Origin of the sequence: Streptomyces sp. NBC_01003 (assembly GCF_045162695.1) — a bacterium.
In the GTDB taxonomy this organism is placed as follows: domain Bacteria; phylum Actinomycetota; class Actinomycetes; order Streptomycetales; family Streptomycetaceae; genus Streptomyces.
Window position 1 is genome coordinate 2,559,993 of sequence record NZ_CP108707.1, and the last position, 18,459, is coordinate 2,578,451.

Here is an 18,459-nt window from a genome sequence, read left to right on the forward strand (position 1 = left end):
AGAGGGGAAGGGGTGATGACACTTGCATGAAAATTCGCCGTATGCGTCAGAAACAATCACGGGGCCGGGATCAGTGGGGAGGTCCAACCGGCCCTCCCCACTGACGACGACTTCAGCCCCGGCCGCCCACCGCGAGCCGCAGCGTCACGATCTGGAACGGCCGCAGCGCCACCCGCACCGCGTCACCGCCGTCCGCCGACATCCGCACCTCTTCCGGCTGCCGCGCGAGCGGACGCTCCAGGAGATCGGTGACCTGGACGCCGGCGAGCGGGAAGCCCGTGCGCAGCGTGCCCGCGGCCCGGCCGCCGAGGGACTCGTAGAGCCGCACGACGACATCGCCCGAGCCGTCGTCGGCGAGCTTCACCGCCTCCACCGTCAGACCGTCGCCGTCCACCGACACCACCGGCTCCGGCGCACCGCCCGAACCGGCCACCCGTAGCGGAAGGTTGAGCGCGTACCCCTCGGCGACCGCGTCGGCGATACTCGCGCCGGGCAGCAGGGAGTAGGTGAAGCGGTGCGCGCCCTGGTCGGCCTCCGGGTCGGGGACTCGCGGGGCCCGCACGAGGGAGAGGCGAACGGTGGTGGTCGTGCCGCCGTCGTCGCGGGTCGTGCGCGAGACGTCGTGGCCGTACGTGGAGTCGTTGAGGACCGCGACGCCGTAGCCGGGTTCGCCGATGTGGACCCAGCGGTGGCCGTACACCTCGAAGCGGGCCGCCTCCCAGCTGGTGTTGGTGTGCGTGGGGCGCTTGACGTGGCCGAACTGGATCTCGGCGCTGGAGTGGTCGGCGCGGATGTCGACGGGGAACGCGGCCTTGAGGATCTTCTCGGTCTCGTGCCAGTCGATCTCGGTCTCGACGTCGACGCGCTTGCTGCCCGCGCGCAGGGTGACGGTCTGCGTGATGCGGGAGCCCTTGCCGAAGGCGCGCTCCACACGGACGGCGGCACGCAGCGGCCCTTCCTCGGTCACCGTCACGGACTCGGCGTCGAGGAGGTCGCGGTAGTGGTTCTTGTAGTGCTTGTCGATGTCCCAAGCGTCCCAGTAGTTGGGCAGGTCGCTGTGGAGGCGGAGCAGGTTGCCGGCGCCGGCGAGCACCTCGCGTTCCGCGGTCAGGTCGTACACGGAGGCCAGCGTCCCGTCGGGGCCGATGACGACGCGCACGAGCCCGTTGTCGAGCGTGCGGCCGTCCGTGACGGTGACGGGGTGGTCGGGGGCGGCGGGGGCCGGCGGCGCCGACCCGTTGGCGGGCACGTGGGTGCGGACCAGGTCTCCGGCCGGGGTGCGGATCACTTCGGTACGGGCGTACGGGCTGGTGTTGAACACGTGCGGCCCGCGCTCGCCACCCCCCAGCGCACCGACCACCTCCGCCGTGAGCGCCTCGAGTTCGACCGCCACGCGCGCGTACTCCGCCTCGGCCTCCCGGTGCACCCAGGCGATGGACGACCCGGGCAGGATGTCGTGGAACTGGTGCAGGAGCACCGTCTTCCACAGCCGGTCGAGCTTCTCGTACGGGTACGCGTACCCCGGCGCGCGCAGGGCCGCGGCCGTGGCCCACAACTCTGCCTCGCGCAGGAGGTGTTCGCTGCGGCGGTTGCCCTGCTTGGTGCGGGCCTGCGAGGTGTACGTGGCACGGTGCAGCTCCAGATAGAGCTCGCCCGACCACACCTGGTCCTTGGGGATCTCCTTGCTCGCCTCGGCGAAGAAGGCGTCCGGGTGCTCGACCCTGACCTTCGCGGAGCCCTCCAGGTCGGCCAGGCGGCGGGCGCGCTCCAGCATCTCGCGGGTGGGTCCGCCTCCGCCGTCACCGTGCCCGAAGGGCGCGAGGGACCGGGTGCCTCGCCCCTTGTCCTGGTAGTTGCGGACGGCGTGCGCCATCTCCCTGCCGGAGAACTCCACGTTGTAGGTGTCGACCGGCGGGAAGTGCGTGAAGATCCGCGTGCCGTCGATCCCCTCCCACCAGAACGAGTGGTGGGGCAGCTTGTTGGTCTGGTTCCAGGACAGCTTCTGCGTGAGGAACCACTCGTTTCCGGCGAGCCGGGCGAGCTGCGGGTAGGCGGCGTTGTAGCCGAACGAGTCGGGCAGCCACACGCCCTTCGTCTCGACGCCGAAGTGCTCGATGAAGAAGCGCTTGCCGTGGACGAGCTGGCGGGCGATGGCCTCGCCGCCGGGCAGGTTGCCGTCGGACTCGACCCACATCCCGCCGACGGGCGCCCACTGGCCCTTGGCGACGGCCTCCTTGATGCGGTCCCACACATGCGGGTAGTTGTCCTTGACCCACTCGTACTGCTGGGCCTGCGAGCAGGCGAAGACGAACTCGTCGTACTCGTCTGCGAGCGCCGTCACGTTCGAGAAGGTGCGGGACGTCTTGCGCTTGGTCTCGCGGATCGGCCACAGCCAGGCCGAGTCGATGTGCGCGTGGCCGACGGAGGAGAGGGTGTGCGCGCCCGCGTGCGCCGGCTTCGCGAGGGCCGGGGCGAGGACGGTCCGGGCGGCGGCGGCCGTGCCGGAGATGTCGTCGAGGTCGAGGGCGTCGAGCGCGGCTTCGAGCGTGTGCGCGATCTCGTGGCGGCGCGGCTCGTGTTCGCTCAGCTCCAGCATCAGCTCGCGCAGGACCTGGAGGTCGAGCGAGAGGTGGAAGACGTCCTCGTCGAGGATCGCGAGGTCGGCGCTCCTGAAGGTGTAGAGCGGCTGGTCGCCCGCCGTGCGCGGGTCGCCGAGCGGGGTGGGGTGGGCGAAGCGGTCGGCGAGGATGTCCGGGTTGGAGGCGGCCTCGATGAGGTAGTCGACCTCTTCGCCGCCCTGCGCGGGGCGGGCCACGGGCACGTACTGGTTCTGCGGGTTGACGGCCTTGAGGGGGCGGCCGTCGGGGAGGTGGACGAGGGCCTCCGCCTGGTTGCCGGGCGAGTCGTTGACGAAGCCCAGGTCGAAGACGGCCTCGACGCGGCGGCCCGCCCACTCGGCGGGGACCGTTCCGTGCGCCGTGAACCAGGTGGTGCCCCAGGGCGGCCCCCACGGGGTGCCGACAGCGAACGGCTTGTACGCGGCCGACTTCGCCTCGGCGAAGGGGACGGGCTCGCCGGTCGCGTGCCAGGCCTGGAGGGCGAGCGGGACCCGGGCGCTGTGGACGGCCGGCTTGACGCGCTGGTCGTGGACGCGGGCGACGCGCTGCTCGATGCGGCGGAGTTCGTCGTGCATACGGGCTCCTCTACTCGGGGGGCGGCGGATCACGGGCCGGGGTCGCGACGCCTGGCACGGCACCTCGCCGCGACCTACCCGGCCCTGATCCGCCGGACACCCCCTAGCGGGTCAGGTAGGCGAGGCCGGGGTGAGCCTCCGTGTATCCCTCCAGGAGGCGGCGGGCCACGGTCACGGAATCGACGAGGGGGTGCAGGGCGAAGGCCTTGACGGCGGCGGCGCGCGAGCCGCCCTCGGCCGCTTCGAGCACCTCGCGCTCGACGGCCTTGACCGAGGAGACGAGGCCCGTGGCGTGGCCGGGCAGCGGCGCCACGCCGACGGGGTGCGCGCCGTTGGCGTCGACGAGGCAGGGGATCTCGACCACGGCGTCGTCGTCGAGGGACGGCAGGGCGCCGCGCCCGCGCACGTTGAGGATCAGCGTCGCGCGCTCGTCGCGGGCGATGGCGCGCATCAGGGCGAGCGCCACCTTCTCGTAGCCGCCCGACTCCTCCAGGTCGGCCGCGTCCCGCTCGCCCGCGCCGGACGCCTCGCGGTTGTGCGCCATGTAAGTGGCCTCGCGCTCGGCGCGGGTGCGGTCCCAACTGGCGTACGACGGGTCGGCGTAGAAGGCGGCCTGCTGGTCGAGCAGGAACGCGCCGCGGGTGCGATCGGCCTCCTGGTAGGCGCGGACGGCCTCACGGTTGAAGTAGTAGTAGTGCAGGTACTCGTTGGGGATCGCGCCGAGGGAGCGGAGCCAGTCCGTGCCGAAGAGGCGGCCTTCCTCGAAGGAGCCGAGCAGCTTCTCGTCGGCGAGCAGGCGCGGGAGCTCGTCGCGGCCGTTCACCTTGAGTCCGCGCAGCCAGCCGAGGTGGTTGAGGCCGACGTAATCGATCCAGGCCTCGCCCGGGTCGGCGCCGAGGACGCGCGCCACGCGGCGGCCGAGTCCGACGGGCGAGTCGCAGATGCCGATGACGCGGTCGCCGAGGTGCCGTGACATGGCCTCGGTGACCAGGCCCGCCGGGTTGGTGAAGTTGATGACCCAGGCGTCGGGCGCGAGTTGCCTGACGCGGCGCGCGATGTCGACGGCGACGGGCACGGTCCGCAGGCCGTACGCGATGCCGCCGGCGCCGACGGTCTCCTGGCCGAGCACTCCCTCGGCGAGGGCGACCCGCTCGTCCGCGGCGCGGCCCGCGAGACCGCCGACGCGGATCGCGGAGAACACGAAGTCGGCGCCGCGCAGCGCCTCGTCGAGGTCGGTGGTGGCGTGCACGGCGGGCGCGTCGGGGACGCCGGTGGCTTGTTCCGCCAGTACGCCGGTGACGGCCCGCAGCCGGTCCGGGTCGGTGTCGTGCAGCGTGACCTCGGTGACTCGGCCCGGCGCGTGGTCGCCGAGCAGCGCTCCGTACACCAAGGGCACCCGAAATCCGCCACCGCCGAGAATCGTCAGCCTCATGCGCCGATCGTAGGGCAGCCTGGTCCGCGACCCGATCTTCGACCGGCGGAGGCCGCCATGAAACCCCCCACGCAACGACGGACAAGACGCCAACTCCTCACTCTGGCCGCGGCCCTGGGCGCCCTCGCGCTCGGCGCGGGCACGGCGGTGGCCGCGCCCACCTGGACCGAGACCGGCACCGCGCGGGTGAGTTCACTCACCGGCAGCCAGGGCCTGGCGAGCCACGCCGACGGCTCGCTGGTGTACCGGGGCCTCGCTTCCGTACCGCTCGATCTGCGCACGGCGGGCTGGTCGCACATAGGCGACCCGGATGTGGCGCAGGGGTACACATTCGACGCGTACCAGGGAAGCGACGCCACGACGAAGAAGATGTTCGCGGTGACGGCCCCCGACGGGAAGCGCACCACGTACGAACACGCCCTGGATCAGGGTGAGTTGCTCAACAACTCGTTCGCGTCCGTGTCGCCCGACGGGCAGTGGCTGGTGGCCGGCGAGTGGGGCACCATGAACCGGCTCCAGGTCTTCCCGGCGCCCGTGCTCAACCCGTCGGCGCCCGCGCCCGGCGCGAATCTCCCGCAGGCCGGGCAGATCACTCTCGACAAGCCGGTCGACAACATCCAGGGCTGCGACTTCACCGACGCCACCCATCTGGCGTGCTCGTCCGACGGCTCGACGAAGGAGGTCCTGGAGGTCGCCCTGGACCGCCCGCTGGACGGCTCGCCGGTCACCGGGCACGTCACGGCCGCGTTCGCGATCCCGCAACGCAGCATCTGCTCGGGCACGTTCGAGGCCGAGGGCGTCGACTACGACACCGCAAGCGGCACGCTGCGGGTGGAGATGGTGCCGCCCTCGCCGTGTCTGGTGACGACGACGGTGATCTCGTACCGCAAGGGCTGACCGTGACCTCGGGCCGTAGGACCTGAGGTGTGGGACGGCGGGGTTCGGGGGATGGTCGCGATCATGACAGATCGCACGTCCCCCTCCCCGTCGGCCCCGTCCGGCCCCTCGGACCCGTCGGAGTCGGCGGCCGGGGCCCTGAACACCGCTCCCCCGCGCCGCCCGCTGCGCCAGCTCCTCGCCGCCTCGGTCGGCAACGCCGTCGAGTGGTACGACTGGTACGCGTACACCTTCCTGGCCACGTACATCGCGGGCCAGGTGTTCCCCAAGGGCTCGGGCAACTCCCTCGTACCGCTGCTCTCCACGTTCGCGGTGTTCGCCGTCGGGTTCTTCATGCGGCCGGTCGGCGGGCTCCTCATGGGAGCGGTCGCCGACCGGCACGGCCGCCGGGCCGCGCTGACCGTGACCATCCTGCTGATGGGCGGCAGCAGTCTGCTCGTCGGACTCACCCCGACATACGCGGCCGCGGGCGTCCTCGCGCCCGTGGTGCTCGTCCTCGCGCGGCTGCTCCAAGGGCTCTCCGTCGGGGGCGAGTTCGCGGCCTCGACCACCTTCCTCGTGGAGTCGGCGGGCCCGGGGCGGCGCGGACTGTTCTCGTCCTTCCAGTACGTGTCGACGTCCGCCGGACAGCTCGCGGCGTCCGGTGTCGCGGCGGCGCTGGTGAGCACGCTCGGCGACGGGCAGATGGACGGCTGGGGCTGGCGCGTGCCGTTCGTACTCGGAGCGCTCCTCAGCCTGGTCGGCTTCTGGATCCGGCGCGGCGCGTACGAGACGCGCAGCGCCGAGCAGCGTGCGGCCGAGCGGCCGGGCCTCTTCGACGCGCTGCGCCATCACCCGCGCGAGTCCCTCCTGATCTGCGGCATCACCGCGGGCGGCACGCTCGCCTACTACACGTGGACGTCCTATCTGCCCACTTACGCGGAGCTGAACGCGGGCATCGACAAGGCGGACGCCCTCGTCGCGGGGACCATCGCGCTGGCCTTCTTCGCCCTGCTCCAGCCGGTCGGCGGAATGCTCTCGGACCGGTTCGGGCGCAAGCCGCTGCTCCTCTTCTTCGGCCTGGGTTTCGCGCTGCTCAGCGTGCCGCTGCTGCGCTCGCTCGGCAGCTCGTTCGCCTCGCTGCTCCTGGTGCAGTGCGCGGGGATGGTGCTGCTCACCGGCTTCACGTCGATCTCGGCCGCGGTCAACGCCGAGGTGTTCCCCGCGCGGGTGCGCGCGGCGGGCATCGGGTTCCCGTACTCGCTCACCGTCGCCGTCTTCGGCGGGACGGCTCCCTATGTCGGCACGCTGTTCAAGGAGACCGGGCACGCCGGGCTCTTCCCCTGGTACGTCGCCGTGCTCTGCCTCGTGTCGTCCGTGGTGTATCTGCGGCTGCCGGAGAGCGCGCACAAGGAGCTCGACCGCTGAGGCGCGTTGCACATAGTGCAACCATGGTTGCGCCTCTTGCCAGTTGAATGGGCACGCACCAGGGTAGGAGCCACGTCACTCTGACCCCGGAGGTACCAGGAATGAGCAGCAGCACCGACCGCCGCCGCTTCCTCGGCGGGATCGCGGCCGTCGCGGCCGGCGGTGTCGTCACGGCGGCGGCGGGTCCCGCGCAGGCGCGCCCGCCGCGCGCGGGACGGCCGCTGTACCTCGGCACATACACCTCCCAGGACGGCGGTGGCAGCGGCATCGGGCTCGCCACGTACGACGCGAGCACGGGCCAGGTGACCGGGACCGGCACGATCGACGGGGTGGCCGACCCCTCGTTTCTGGCGGTGCATCCGCGCGGCCACACTCTGTACGCGGTCGACGAGGGACAGGACGGCGGTGTGACGGCGGTCCGGCTCGCGGACCGGCGCGTGCTCGGCCGGCAGAGCACGGGCGGCGCGGGCCCCTGCCATCTGTCGGTGCACCCGAGCGGCCGGTGGCTGCTGAGCGCCAACTACCTTTCGGGCAGCGTCGCCGTGCACCCCATCGCCGACTCCGGCGCACTCGGTGAACGCACCGCTCTCGTCACCCACTCGAAGCCCGCGCCCGGCCCCGGCCAGGAGGGCCCGCACGCGCACCAGATCATCACGTCCCCGGACGGGCGGCACGTGCTCGCCGTCGACCTGGGCAACGACACCGTCTACACGTACCGCCTCGACACGACGGCCGGGACGCTCACGCAGGTGTCGTACGCGTCCCTGCGCCCGGGCGCGGGCCCCCGCCACCTCACGTTCCACCCGGGTGGCCGCTTCGCGTACCTCGCCAACGAGGTGGACAACACAGTGGTCGTCTGCGCGTACGACCCGGGGACGGGACGCCTCACGCCCGGCGAACCCCAGCCCACCGGCACCGGTTCGGGCACCAGCTACCCGGCGCAGATCCTGGTCACGGCCGAGGGCGGCTTCGCCTACCTCGCCAACCGCGGGCACAACAGCCTGACCCGGTACGCGATCGAGGCGGACGGCGCGCGGCTGTGCCTGCTCGACACGGTGCCCGTCGGCGGCGACTTCCCGCGCCAGATCGCCTTCTCGCCGGACGAGCAACTCCTGTTCGCCGCGAACCAGAAGTCGGGATCCGTGACCGTCTTCCACGTCGACCACTGCGGCGGCGGGCTCACCCCGGCGGAGGGTCCCGCGTTCGCCGCACCGATCGCCGTCTGCGCGCTGCCGCTGTAGCGCGCGGGGTCCCGAAGCCGCGGGGTCGGCCGACGAGGCCGACCGGCGACGGCGGCTCCCGTGACGAGGACGGCGGGCACGAAGACGGCCGGCCCCGCGTGGGGCCGGCCGTCTTCGTGCCCGCCGTCAGGTCACCTCATGATCCCGGTGAGCGCGTCCCCTTCCTTCGCGCACTCCCACGCGCCGTCGCAACACGCCTGCCAGGACCGGGCGTCGGGTCCGAGGAGCACGACGCGCTGGCCGGCGGCCGCGGGCGTCAACAGGGACAGGCGCAGTCCCGCGGTCTCGACGACCAGGCCGGTGGCCGTCCGGCCCGCTCCCGCCGCCGGTCCGTCCGGCAGCCGCGTGGCCTCGGGCAGCGCCTCGGCGACCTCGCCCGCCGGGTAGCCGAAGAGGTCTATGTCGTCCCAGGCGACCGGCGTCGCGGGGGCGGGGTCCGTGGTGGTGACGTCGATCCGGGACAGCCGGTCCGCAGCGCCCGGGCCGCCGCCCCGGAAGCCGAGCGCGACACCGTCGAACTCCGCCTCGAAGGCCCAGTCCGGTTCGTGGAGAAGCCCGTTGAGCCAGGCGTCGTGCGCGTGCCGCAGCTCCGGGTACTGCTCGCGCGTCAGTGTCATGCACTGACGCCTGCGTGTGATCGCGCCCTCGGCCAGACGGGAGAGAACCTCGTCGGGCGTCATCCCGAACCGCACCGCCCCCGCACCGCCGGGCAGCGTCACGCCTGTGTCCTGCGACAACTCCAGCATCGCCCCATTGTTCACGGCAGGGCCCGGGAGACAACCCCCCTGCGGGCCCGCGCACTCCTCCGGCAAACCTGCACACCGAATGCGCAGTCCGGTCACCGTGTGCTGTGAATGCACACAACCCTCAAATGTGCCCCCGGCCAAAAATGCGGGAGTGTCCATTTTGCAGAAATTCATGGAGCCCGCTCAGAAATTCGGACCTGTGGATCCTGTGAAGGGTCTGCTCCCACAACGTGAACACTCCTGCACGTGGCGGTAATTACCTGCCCGCACAGCCTCTGACCGGGGACCTTCCGATTGGATGTGCGAGGCGTCATCGTGCTTTGATCCTCCGCACTGCGGGAGTTGCGCAAGTGATTCACGCATTCTGAGAATTACCAATGAGAAGGGCAGCTCACATCATGAACTCCACCCCCCAGGTTGAGACCCTCGAGATCTCCGACGCCGACCTCGACAACGTGTCGGGCGGCCTCGTCGGCGGTCTGGCCGCCAACCTGACCGGCACGGCCGACTCGATCGTCCCCGTCTCCGGCGTCGTCGGCGGCCTGACCGGCACCGTCGAGGGCCTGACCGGCGTCAACACCGCCGCCGTCACCGGCCTCGCCACCGGCCTGACCGCTGGTCTCTGAGCCACGGCTCTGCCAGGGCCCCGGAACCTCCCCCCGGTTCCGGGGCCCTTGGGCACTCCCGGCACCTCGCCGGACCGGAAGACACGTAAGGGAAGTACGTCGTGCAGTTCCGCCAACAGGCCCTGTCCAAACTGCAGTCGCCGGAGGAACTCGACCTTCCCGTGCGGCTCGCCAGGCCCCAGGGCGTACTCGCGCTGGCCGTGACCCTCGTCGTGATGGCGGCCGCGTCCGTGTGGGCGGTGACCGGGTCGCTCTCCTCGACGCTGCGGGTCCCCGGCGTCCTCACCCACGCGCAGGGCAGTTACGTCCTCCAGAGCCCCGTCACCGGTCAGGTCACGGGCGTGCTCGCCAAGGAGGGGCAGCGCCTCGCCGCGAACTCCCCGCTCCTCAAGGTCAGTACACCGCAGGGCGACCGCTATGTGCGGACCGTCGACGAGGGCCGCGTCACCACGCTCGTCGCTCGGATCGGCGCGGTCGTCACCACCGGTTCCGACGTGGCGACCGTCGAGAAGACCGGCGCCAAGGACCCCCTCCTCGCGATGCTGTACGTCCCCGCGGACCGCGCGGGCACCGTGCCCGTCGGAGCGGACGTCGACCTCACCGTCCAGTCGGCGCCGTCCCAGCAGTACGGCATGCTGCGCGGCCGGGTGCAGGCAGTCGGGCGCGGCGCGCAGAGCAGTCAGCGGGTCGAGGCGTTCCTCGGCGACAAGGAACTGGCCACGCAGTTCACGAAGGGCGGCCCGGCGGTCGCGGTCCTCGTGAAGCTCGTCGCGTCGCCCTCCACCAAGTCGGGTTACGCGTGGTCGTCCAAGGACGGACCCCCGTACGCGCTCGACTCGATGACCCCCGCCTCCGGCGCCGTGCACCTCGCCGAGCAGCGCCCGATCGATTGGCTGCTCCCGTGAGCCCCTCCCCCGCAGTCCAGCAGCAGCTGCCCCCGGCCGGACACGGCCGCCGCCGCGCGCGCCCCGCGCCGAAGCCGCCGCGCCGCCGCCATCGCACCGTCCGCACGCCCACCGTCCTCCAGATGGAGGCCGTCGAGTGCGGCGCCGCGTCCCTCGCGATGGTCCTGGCGCACCACGGCCGGCACGTCCCGCTGGAGGAGCTGCGCATCGCGTGCGGCGTCTCGCGCGACGGTTCGCGGGCCAGCAACCTCCTGAAGGCGGCCCGCAGTTACGGGATGACCGCGCGCGGCATGCAGATGGAGCCGGCCGCGCTCGCGGAGGTCGAGGCGCCCGCGATCCTCTTCTGGGAGTTCAACCACTACGTCGTCTACGACGGCATGGGCCGGCGCTTCGGGCGGCGCGGCGTGCACATCAACGACCCGGACAAGGGCCGCAGGTTCGTGCCCGCCGAGGACTTCGACACCAGTTTCACGGGCGTCGTCCTCGTCCTCGAACCCGGCGACGACTTCCACACGGGCGGGCGCAGGCCCGGCGTCCTGCGGGCGCTGCCCGCGCGCCTTCGCGGTACGACGGGCACGATGCTCGCGGCGCTGCTCGCCAGCCTCCTGCTCGTCGCGGTCGGCGCGGCGCTGCCCGCGCTCAGCCGCACGTACATCGACATGTTCCTGATCGGTGACCAGACCTCGTTGCTCGGCGCGCTGTTCGCGTCGATGGGCGCCATGGTGGCACTCACGGCCGTGCTCACCTGGCTCCAGCAGGCCAATCTGCTGCGCGGGCGCGTCATCGCGTCGACGCTGAGCAGCGCCCGGTTCTTCGGCCATCTGCTGCGGCTGCCGGTGACGTTCTTCGCGCAGCGCAGTCCGGCCGATCTGGTGCAGCGCCTCCAGTCGAACGACGCGGTCTCCGAGACGCTCGCGCGTGACCTGACCGCGGCGGGCGTCGACGGCGTCGTCGTCCTCCTGTACGCGGCGCTGCTGTGGACGTACGACCCGCAGCTCACGCTGGTGGGCGTGGGCATCGCGCTCGGGAACGTCGTCGCGATGCGGATCGTGATCCGGCTGCGGGCCACCCGTACGCAGAAGCTGCGCGCGGACACGGCGCGGCTCACCAACACCTCGTACACAGGTCTGCAGCTCATCGAGACGATGAAGGCGACGGGCGGCGAGAACGGGTACTTCCGGCGCTGGGCGGGGCAGCACGCGACCACACTGGAGGAGCAGCAGCGGCTCGGGGTGCCGAGCGCGTGGCTCGGCATCGTGGCGCCGACCCTGGCGACGCTCAACAGCGCCCTGATCCTTTGGATCGGCGGCCTGCGCGCCGTCGAGGGTCATCTGTCGGTGGGCCTGCTCGTGGCGTTCCAGGCGCTCGTCACGCGTTTCACCGCGCCGATCACCCGCCTCAACGGTGTCGCGGGACGCATCCAGGACTTCGCCGCCGACGTGGCGCGCCTCAAGGACGTGGAGAGCTTCCCGGCGGACGCCCTGTACACGCGGCCCGACGCGGCGGCGAGCACGCGCCGCCTGAAGGGGCACGTCACGCTCGACGACATCACGTTCGGCTACAGCCCGCTGGACAAGCCGCTCCTCACGGGCTTCTCACTGGCGGTCGGACCCGGTCAGCAGGTGGCGCTCGTCGGCGGCTCGGGCAGCGGCAAGTCGACGGTGTCCCGGCTGATCTCCGGGCTCTACAGCCCGTGGGAGGGCACGATCCGCATCGACGGGCAGCGTCTGGAGGACATTCCGCGGGGCGCCCTGTCGGCGTCGGTGTCCTTCGTCGACCAGGACGTGTTCCTCTTCGAGGGCACGGTCCGTGACAACGTCGCCCTGTGGGACCCGTCGATCCCGGACGAGGCCGTCGTCGACGCCCTCAAGGACGCGGCGCTCTACGACGTCATCGCGCGCAGGCCCGGCGGCATCCAGGGCCGGGTCGAGCAGGACGGGCGGAACTTCTCCGGCGGTCAGCGCCAGCGCCTGGAGATCGCGCGGGCCCTGGTGCGCCGGCCGAGCATCCTCGTGCTCGACGAGGTGACCAGCGCGCTCGACGCCGAGACGGAGCAGCTCATCATCGACAATCTGCGGCGCCGCGGCTGCGCCTGCGTCGTGATCGCGCACCGCCTCAGCACGGTGCGCGACAGCGACGAGATCGTCGTCCTCGACCACGGCCAGATCGTCGAGCGGGGCCGGCACGAGGCGCTCGTCGCCGCCGGCGGGCCGTACGCCGAGCTGGTCAAGGAGCACTGACGTGACGTACGCAGATCAGGAGTACGCGGCCGGCGACCAGGTGACCGCCGCGTTCGGCTCCCTGGGCATGCCGGTGGACTGCGCCGGCATGCGCAGCCTGAACCTCGAAGGACCGCAGGTCCTGTGGCTGGTCGTCCAGGGCGCGCTCGACCTGTTCGCGGTCGACGCGGCCGCCCAGGGCCACTGGCACTTCCTGGGCCGGCTCGAAGCGGGGACCCTGCTGCTCGGCCCGGTCGAGGGACCCCAGCACACGTTGGTGGGCCGCCCGTTGCAGGGCTGCCTGCTGCGCCGCATCGGACTGCGCGAACTCCAGCGCCCCGACTACGGCGACGCCTCGTGGTCGTACGACCAGCAGTACCTCAGCCAGTACGACACCCAGGACGCCGCCCTCAGCCTCCTCGAGCACGCCTTCGCCCTGGGTGTGGGCCGCAGCCAGCGCGTCCTGTTCGAGGCACCCCTCGACGGCCGGACGGCCGGCGACGACTCCGTGGGCGACGACGACATCCTGTGGCTGCCGATCCTGCCGGGCAGCGTGCAGTACGGCGCGTCGTACAGCGCGGACACCGTGGGCGAGCTGCTCGTCGACGGCTCGATGTGGCAGCGCATGGTCAACCAGCAGTTCCGGCTCCTGTCCGCGCTCGACCGATGGATCGAACGCCTGGAGAGCGCGCACGAGACCCGGACGGCGGCGGGCATCAAGGCGGGCGAGACCGTCCGCGAGGAGGCCGACCGGACGCTCCTCGCGTCCATCGGCCGCCAGGGCAAGGGCAGTTCACGTCGCGGCTCCTCCTCCGGGAACGGCGACGACGCGACGTACGCGGCGTGCAAGCTGGTCGCGGGCGCGGCCGGAATCACGCTCGCGGCGCCCGAGCGCAGCGGCGCCGTCAGCGACCGCGTCGACCCGGTCGAGCAGGTCGCCGTCGCCTCACGGATCCGCACCCGCGCGGTCCGCCTCGACGGGCGCTGGTGGCGCGAGAACGCGGGCCCCCTGGTGGGGCACCGGGCGTCCGGCACCCCGGTCGCGCTGCTGTGGCGGCGCGGCGGGTACGAGGCCGTGCATCCGTCGAGCGGGCGGCGGACCCGGATCGACGAGGACAACGCGGAGGAGTTCGAGCAGCGGGCGGTCATGCTGTACCGGCCGCTGCCCGACCGGGCGCTGAGCCCGCTGCGGCTGCTGCGGTTCAGCGCGCGCGGCACGCGGGCCGACGTGCGCAATCTGCTGCTCGCCGGGCTCGTGACGGTCGCGATCGGGGCCCTGGTGCCGGTCGCCACCGGGCGGGTGCTCGGCGTGTACGTGCCGAACGCCGAGACGGACCTCATCGTGCAGGTCTCCCTCGCGGTCATGGTGACGAGCATCGTGTCGGCCGCGTTCATGCTGCTGCAGAATCTGACGATCCTGCGCATGGAGGGCCGGATCGAGAGCGCGCTCCAACCCGCCGTGTGGGACCGCCTGTTGAGGCTCCCGACGCGGTTCTTCGCGTCGCGTTCCACGGGTGAGCTGGCGAGCGCCGCCATGGGCATCAGCTCGATCCGCCGCCTCATGTCCGGCGTGGGCCCGGTGGTGGTGCAGTCCGGCACGGTCGGCGCGATGAACCTCGTCCTGCTCCTCCTCTACAGCGTCCCCCTGGCGCTGACCGCGCTCGCCATGCTCGCGGTGATCGCGGGCGTGTTCCTCACCCTCGGGCTGTGGGAACTGCGCTGGCAGCGCCGCCTCGTCGTGCTCGGCAACAAGCTCAACAACCAGGCGTTCCAGACGTTGCGCGGCCTTCCGAAGCTGCGGGTCGCGGGCGCGGAGAGCTTCGCGTACGCCTCGTGGGCCGGGGAGTTCGCGCGCAGCCGCGAGCTCCAGCGGCGCGCGGGCCGCATCAAGAACCTGACGACGGTCCTCAACGCGGTCTATCTGCCCCTGTGTTCGCTCGTCATGTTCATGCTGCTCGCGGGCCCCGCGCGGGGCACCCTCTCCGCGGGCGACTTCCTCACGTTCAGCACCGCGGTGACGATGCTGCTGTCTTCGGTCACGCAGCTCACGGGCGCCCTGATCTCGGCGGCGGCCGTCCTGCCGATGTTCGAGCAGATCAAGCCCGTCCTCGACGAGGCACCCGAGGTGCGCGCCGCCAGCACCCAGCCGGGCGAGCTGACCGGCGAGATCGAGGCGCGTGGCGTGTCCTTCCGCTACACGGACGACGGGCCGCTCGTCCTCGACGACGTGAACCTGTCCATCAGGCCGGGCGAGTTCGTCGCGGTCGTCGGTCCGAGCGGCTGCGGCAAGTCCACGCTCCTGCGCCTCCTCATCGGCTTCGACAAGCCGGTCTCGGGCGGTGTCCTGTACGACGGCCAGGACCTCGGCGCGCTCGACCAGGCCGCTGTGCGCCGGCAGTGCGGCGTCGTCCTGCAGAACGCGCAGCCACTGACCGGTTCGATCCTGGACTGTATCTGCGGCGCCGAGGTGTTCACGCAGGAGGAGGCGTGGGAGGCGGCGGCGATGGCGGGGCTCGCCGAGGACATCAAGCGGATGCCGATGGGCCTGCACACGATGATCGCCGGCGGCGGCGCCATCTCCGGCGGCCAGCGCCAGCGCCTGATGATCGCGCAGGCGCTGATCCGCCGGCCGCGCATCCTGTTCTTCGACGAGGCCACGAGCGCGCTGGACAACGAGACCCAGCGCACGGTCATCGACAGCACCCGCGCCCTGAACGCCACGCGCGTCGTCATCGCGCACCGCCTGTCCACGGTGATGGACGCTGACCGGGTGATCGTCATGGCGGACGGCCGGGTCGTCCAGCAGGGACCGCCGGCCCAGCTCCTCGCGGACACGAACGGACGGCTGCACGAGCTGGTGCGGCGTCAGATGGCCTAGGGCCTCTCGTTCTGATCAGGCTGGGCTCGCGGGAACGCAGCCCGCGCAAGGACATTGACAGAACCCCTCAACCCTGTGAACCTTCGTGCTCGAAGTTGCTCGAAATGGCAATAGTTCAAGCACTGGTAAACATCGACCGGCCGGGCTCCATGGGTCACTCGGGTTGAGCGGAGATGCACCTTGCACGGATTGCGAAGACTGCGGCAACGGCGGCTGAGACGGCAACGCCCGTCTCGCGGAGGCACCTTGGCGGTGATCGGCACGGCCGCACTCCTCGGCGCCACCCTCCTCGGGGCCCCCGCCCAGCAGGCGAAGGCGGCGACCCCCGGCAGCGGCGTCCTGGACGACGGCCACAAGAGTGTGACGTGGCAGAGCCCCGTGTACGCCGCGGGGACCGTGGGCGATCCCGGCAAGTGCCCGGCCGCCGCGGACGACCCCGACAACAAGGTGTGCGACCGCTTCGACCTCGAGGTGTCGGTCCCTGACGGCTACTGGGACGACAACCCCGAGGGCGGCGTCCCCGTCTCGATCGAGTGGGCGAAGCAGCCCACCGACGACTTCGACATGTACGTCTTCGACGACGCGGGCAAGCAGGTGGCCGCCAGCGCGGGCACGGCCGACCCCGAGGCCACGGTGATCCCGAAGGCCGACGGCACGTACCACGTCGTGGTCGTCCCCTACGACGTGCACGACAACTCCTTCGTCGGCAAGGCGTATCTGCCCGAGACGACCGACGCCGGCGACCTGACCTCCTTCACGGGCAAGGACGGCAGCTACACCATCGGCGCCGGCGCCCTGAAGGCGAGGGCCGACTTCCTGACGGGTGGCCAACTGCGGCTCCAGGCCGACCCGTCCGGCACGTTCAGCGACCCGGCAGGATCGCAGATCGTGCGCAAGCAGCCCGCGCTCGACAAGCACACTTCGTCGTTCGACGCGGGCGCGTACTACGGCATCCGCTCCTCCGGCGCCGTCCTGCGCGTCTACAAGAAGCCCCTGCGCTTCGGCCTCTACAAGGCCGACAACAGGACGCGGATCTGGCAGGAGGACAGGCCCCTGCGCTGGTCCACCGGCGGCATGCGGCAGAGCCTGGAGCGCGGCAAGGACGAACAGTTCTTCGGTGGCGGCGAGCAGAACGGCTCGTTCTCGCACCGCGACAAGACGGTCTACGTCGCGAACAACACCAACTGGAACGAGGGCGGTTACAACAACTCGCAGCCGTTCTACCTCTCTTCGGCGGGCTACGGCGTCTACCGCAACACCTTCGCCCCCGGCGTCTACGACTTCGGCCCCTCGGTCCACACGGGCCAGCAGGAGCGCCGCCTCGACGCCTACTACTTCCTCGGTGACGCGAAGAAGGTGATCGGCGGCTACACGTCGCTGGTCGGCAAGCCGTTCATGCCGCCGGTGTACGGCCTCGAACCCGGCGACGCCGACTGCTATCTCCACAACGCCAACCAGGGCGAGCGCCACACCCTCGACTCCCTCAAGGTCGCCGACGGGTACGTCGACCACCAGATGCCGCTCGGCTGGATGCTGGTCAACGACGGCTACGGCTGCGGCTACGAGAACCTCGCCGAGACCGCGAAGGGCCTCCAGGAACGGGGCGCCGAGATGGGGCTGTGGACCCAGGACGGCATCGACAAGCTCGCCGACCAGGTGAAGGCCGGGCAGCGTGTCGCGAAGCTCGACGTCGCCTGGATCGGCAACGGCTACGGCATGTCGCTGGACGCCTGCGACAAGGCGAAGACCGGCATCGAGGACAACAGCGACGCGCGCGGCTTCGTCTGGATGCCCGTCTCGTGGGCGGGCGCGCAGCGCTGCGGCGTGCTGTGGAGCGGCGACCAGAAGCTGTCGTGGGACTTCGTGCGCTGGCAGATCCCGACGTACGCGGGCGCCACGATGTCGGGCATCGCGTACAACTCCGGTGACGTGGGCAGCATTTACAGCCACGACGCCAAGATGTACGCACGTGACCTCCAGGCCAAGACGTTCCTGCCGGCCATCATGACGATGGACGGCTGGGCCACGGACATGACCACCGGCAAGAAGATCAACCAGCAGCCGTGGGTGGACGGCGAGCCCTACACGTCCATCAACCGCAAGTACCTTCAGCTGCGCGAGCGCCTGCTGCCGTACCTGTACACGCTGTCCGCCGAGGCGGCGAAGACCGGTGTCGGCGGGGTGCGCCCGCTCTACCTGGAGTACCCGGACGACCCCGCAACGCTCGGCGCGAACGCCAAGTACGAGTACCTGGCGGGCGACGACTTCCTGGTCGCCCCGGTCTACAAGGACTCGGACACCCGCGACGGCATCTACCTGCCCAAGGGCACGTGGACGGACTACTGGACGGGCAAGACCTACAAGGGTCCGACGACGATCGACGGCTACCACGCCCCCATCGACACGCTCCCCCTCTTCGTCAGGTCCGGCGCGGTCGTGCCGATGTGGCCGAAGGGGACGACGTCGTACAAGTCCCGTGACGTCCATGAGCTGGACTGGGACGTGTATCCGCAGGGCCGTTCCTCCTACACGCTGTACGAGGACGACGGCGTGACCCGTGACTTCGCCAAGGGCGCGTCGGCGACGCAGCGCGTCACGGTCGACCAGGGCAAGCACTCGACCGAGGTCAACGTCGGTGCGAGCAAGGGCAGTTACAAGTACAAGCCCGACGCCCGCGCGTACCGGTTCACCGTCCACGGCGAGAGCGCGCCGCGCCGGGTGTCGGCGGAGGGGCGCACGCTGCCCCGTGTCGGCTCGGCGGACGCGCTCGCGGCGGCCGGGTCGGGCTGGTACTACGACGCGGACACGGGGGTGACGACGGTGAAGACCGCGCGCCAGTCCCTGGACCGCGGCTTCACGGTGACGCTGCGGCGCTGATCCGCAGGGCGGAGTGAGGCGGGGGCGGGTCCGGTGGT

11 protein-coding genes are annotated in these 18,459 nt (G+C 71.4%); 8 read left to right on the plus strand and 3 right to left on the minus strand.

What is annotated here, in order from left to right; genetic code table 11:
- Nucleotides 1-112 precede the first annotated feature (112 nt).
- Together OG698_RS11890 and OG698_RS11895 are read right to left on the minus strand one after the other, a co-directional pair.
- Nucleotides 113-3,193, minus strand: coding sequence for an alpha-mannosidase (locus OG698_RS11890; protein ID WP_406103053.1), 3,081 nt, complete (start codon nt 3,191-3,193; stop codon nt 113-115).
- A 103-nt stretch (nt 3,194-3,296) separates the two neighbouring features.
- Entirely contained in the window at nt 3,297-4,625 is a 1,329-nt protein-coding gene (locus OG698_RS11895; RefSeq protein WP_406103054.1) for a 6-phospho-beta-glucosidase, read from the minus strand.
- Between the two features lie 57 nt (nt 4,626-4,682).
- Between OG698_RS11895 and OG698_RS11900 the strand changes: the two genes are divergently transcribed.
- The 3 genes from OG698_RS11900 to OG698_RS11910 all read left to right on the plus strand — a co-directional run bounded on the left by OG698_RS11900 (nt 4,683) and on the right by OG698_RS11910 (nt 8,170).
- Nucleotides 4,683-5,522 carry a hypothetical protein gene (locus OG698_RS11900; protein WP_406103055.1) on the plus strand — a complete coding sequence of 280 codons (840 nt, stop codon included), beginning with the start codon at nt 4,683-4,685 and terminating at the stop codon, nt 5,520-5,522.
- A 51-nt stretch (nt 5,523-5,573) separates the two neighbouring features.
- Nucleotides 5,574-6,929, plus strand: coding sequence for an MFS transporter (locus OG698_RS11905; RefSeq protein WP_406103056.1), 1,356 nt, complete (start codon nt 5,574-5,576; stop codon nt 6,927-6,929).
- Nucleotides 6,930-7,030: 101 nt separating this feature from the next.
- A complete protein-coding gene (locus OG698_RS11910; RefSeq protein ID WP_406103057.1) occupies nt 7,031-8,170 on the plus strand; it encodes a lactonase family protein in 1,140 nt (379 codons plus the stop codon).
- A gap of 131 nt (nt 8,171-8,301) precedes the next feature.
- Here OG698_RS11910 and OG698_RS11915 read toward each other — a convergent pair whose 3' ends face one another.
- Nucleotides 8,302-8,916, minus strand: a complete 615-nt coding sequence (locus tag OG698_RS11915; RefSeq protein WP_406103058.1) for a hypothetical protein — start codon at nt 8,914-8,916, stop codon at nt 8,302-8,304.
- A 398-nt stretch (nt 8,917-9,314) separates the two neighbouring features.
- Here OG698_RS11915 and OG698_RS11920 point away from each other — a divergent pair, with 398 nt between their 5' ends.
- The 5 genes from OG698_RS11920 (at nt 9,315) to OG698_RS11940 (ending at nt 18,421) form a co-directional block, all read left to right on the plus strand.
- Complete coding sequence (locus OG698_RS11920) at nt 9,315-9,542, plus strand: type A2 lantipeptide (RefSeq protein ID WP_116507716.1); 228 nt, start codon at nt 9,315-9,317, stop codon at nt 9,540-9,542.
- Between the two features lie 101 nt (nt 9,543-9,643).
- Nucleotides 9,644-10,447 carry an HlyD family efflux transporter periplasmic adaptor subunit gene (locus tag OG698_RS11925; protein ID WP_406103059.1) on the plus strand — a complete coding sequence of 268 codons (804 nt, stop codon included), beginning with the start codon at nt 9,644-9,646 and terminating at the stop codon, nt 10,445-10,447.
- Nucleotides 10,432-12,687 carry an NHLP family bacteriocin export ABC transporter peptidase/permease/ATPase subunit gene (locus OG698_RS11930; RefSeq protein WP_406103060.1) on the plus strand — a complete coding sequence of 752 codons (2,256 nt, stop codon included), beginning with the start codon at nt 10,432-10,434 and terminating at the stop codon, nt 12,685-12,687. The genes OG698_RS11925 and OG698_RS11930 overlap by 16 nt, the downstream gene beginning before the upstream one ends.
- A gap of 67 nt (nt 12,688-12,754) precedes the next feature.
- Entirely contained in the window at nt 12,755-15,544 is a 2,790-nt protein-coding gene (locus OG698_RS11935; RefSeq protein ID WP_399968408.1) for an NHLP bacteriocin export ABC transporter permease/ATPase subunit, read from the plus strand.
- A gap of 252 nt (nt 15,545-15,796) precedes the next feature.
- Nucleotides 15,797-18,421, plus strand: coding sequence for a TIM-barrel domain-containing protein (locus tag OG698_RS11940; protein ID WP_406110995.1), 2,625 nt, complete (start codon nt 15,797-15,799; stop codon nt 18,419-18,421).
- Nucleotides 18,422-18,459 lie beyond the last annotated feature (38 nt).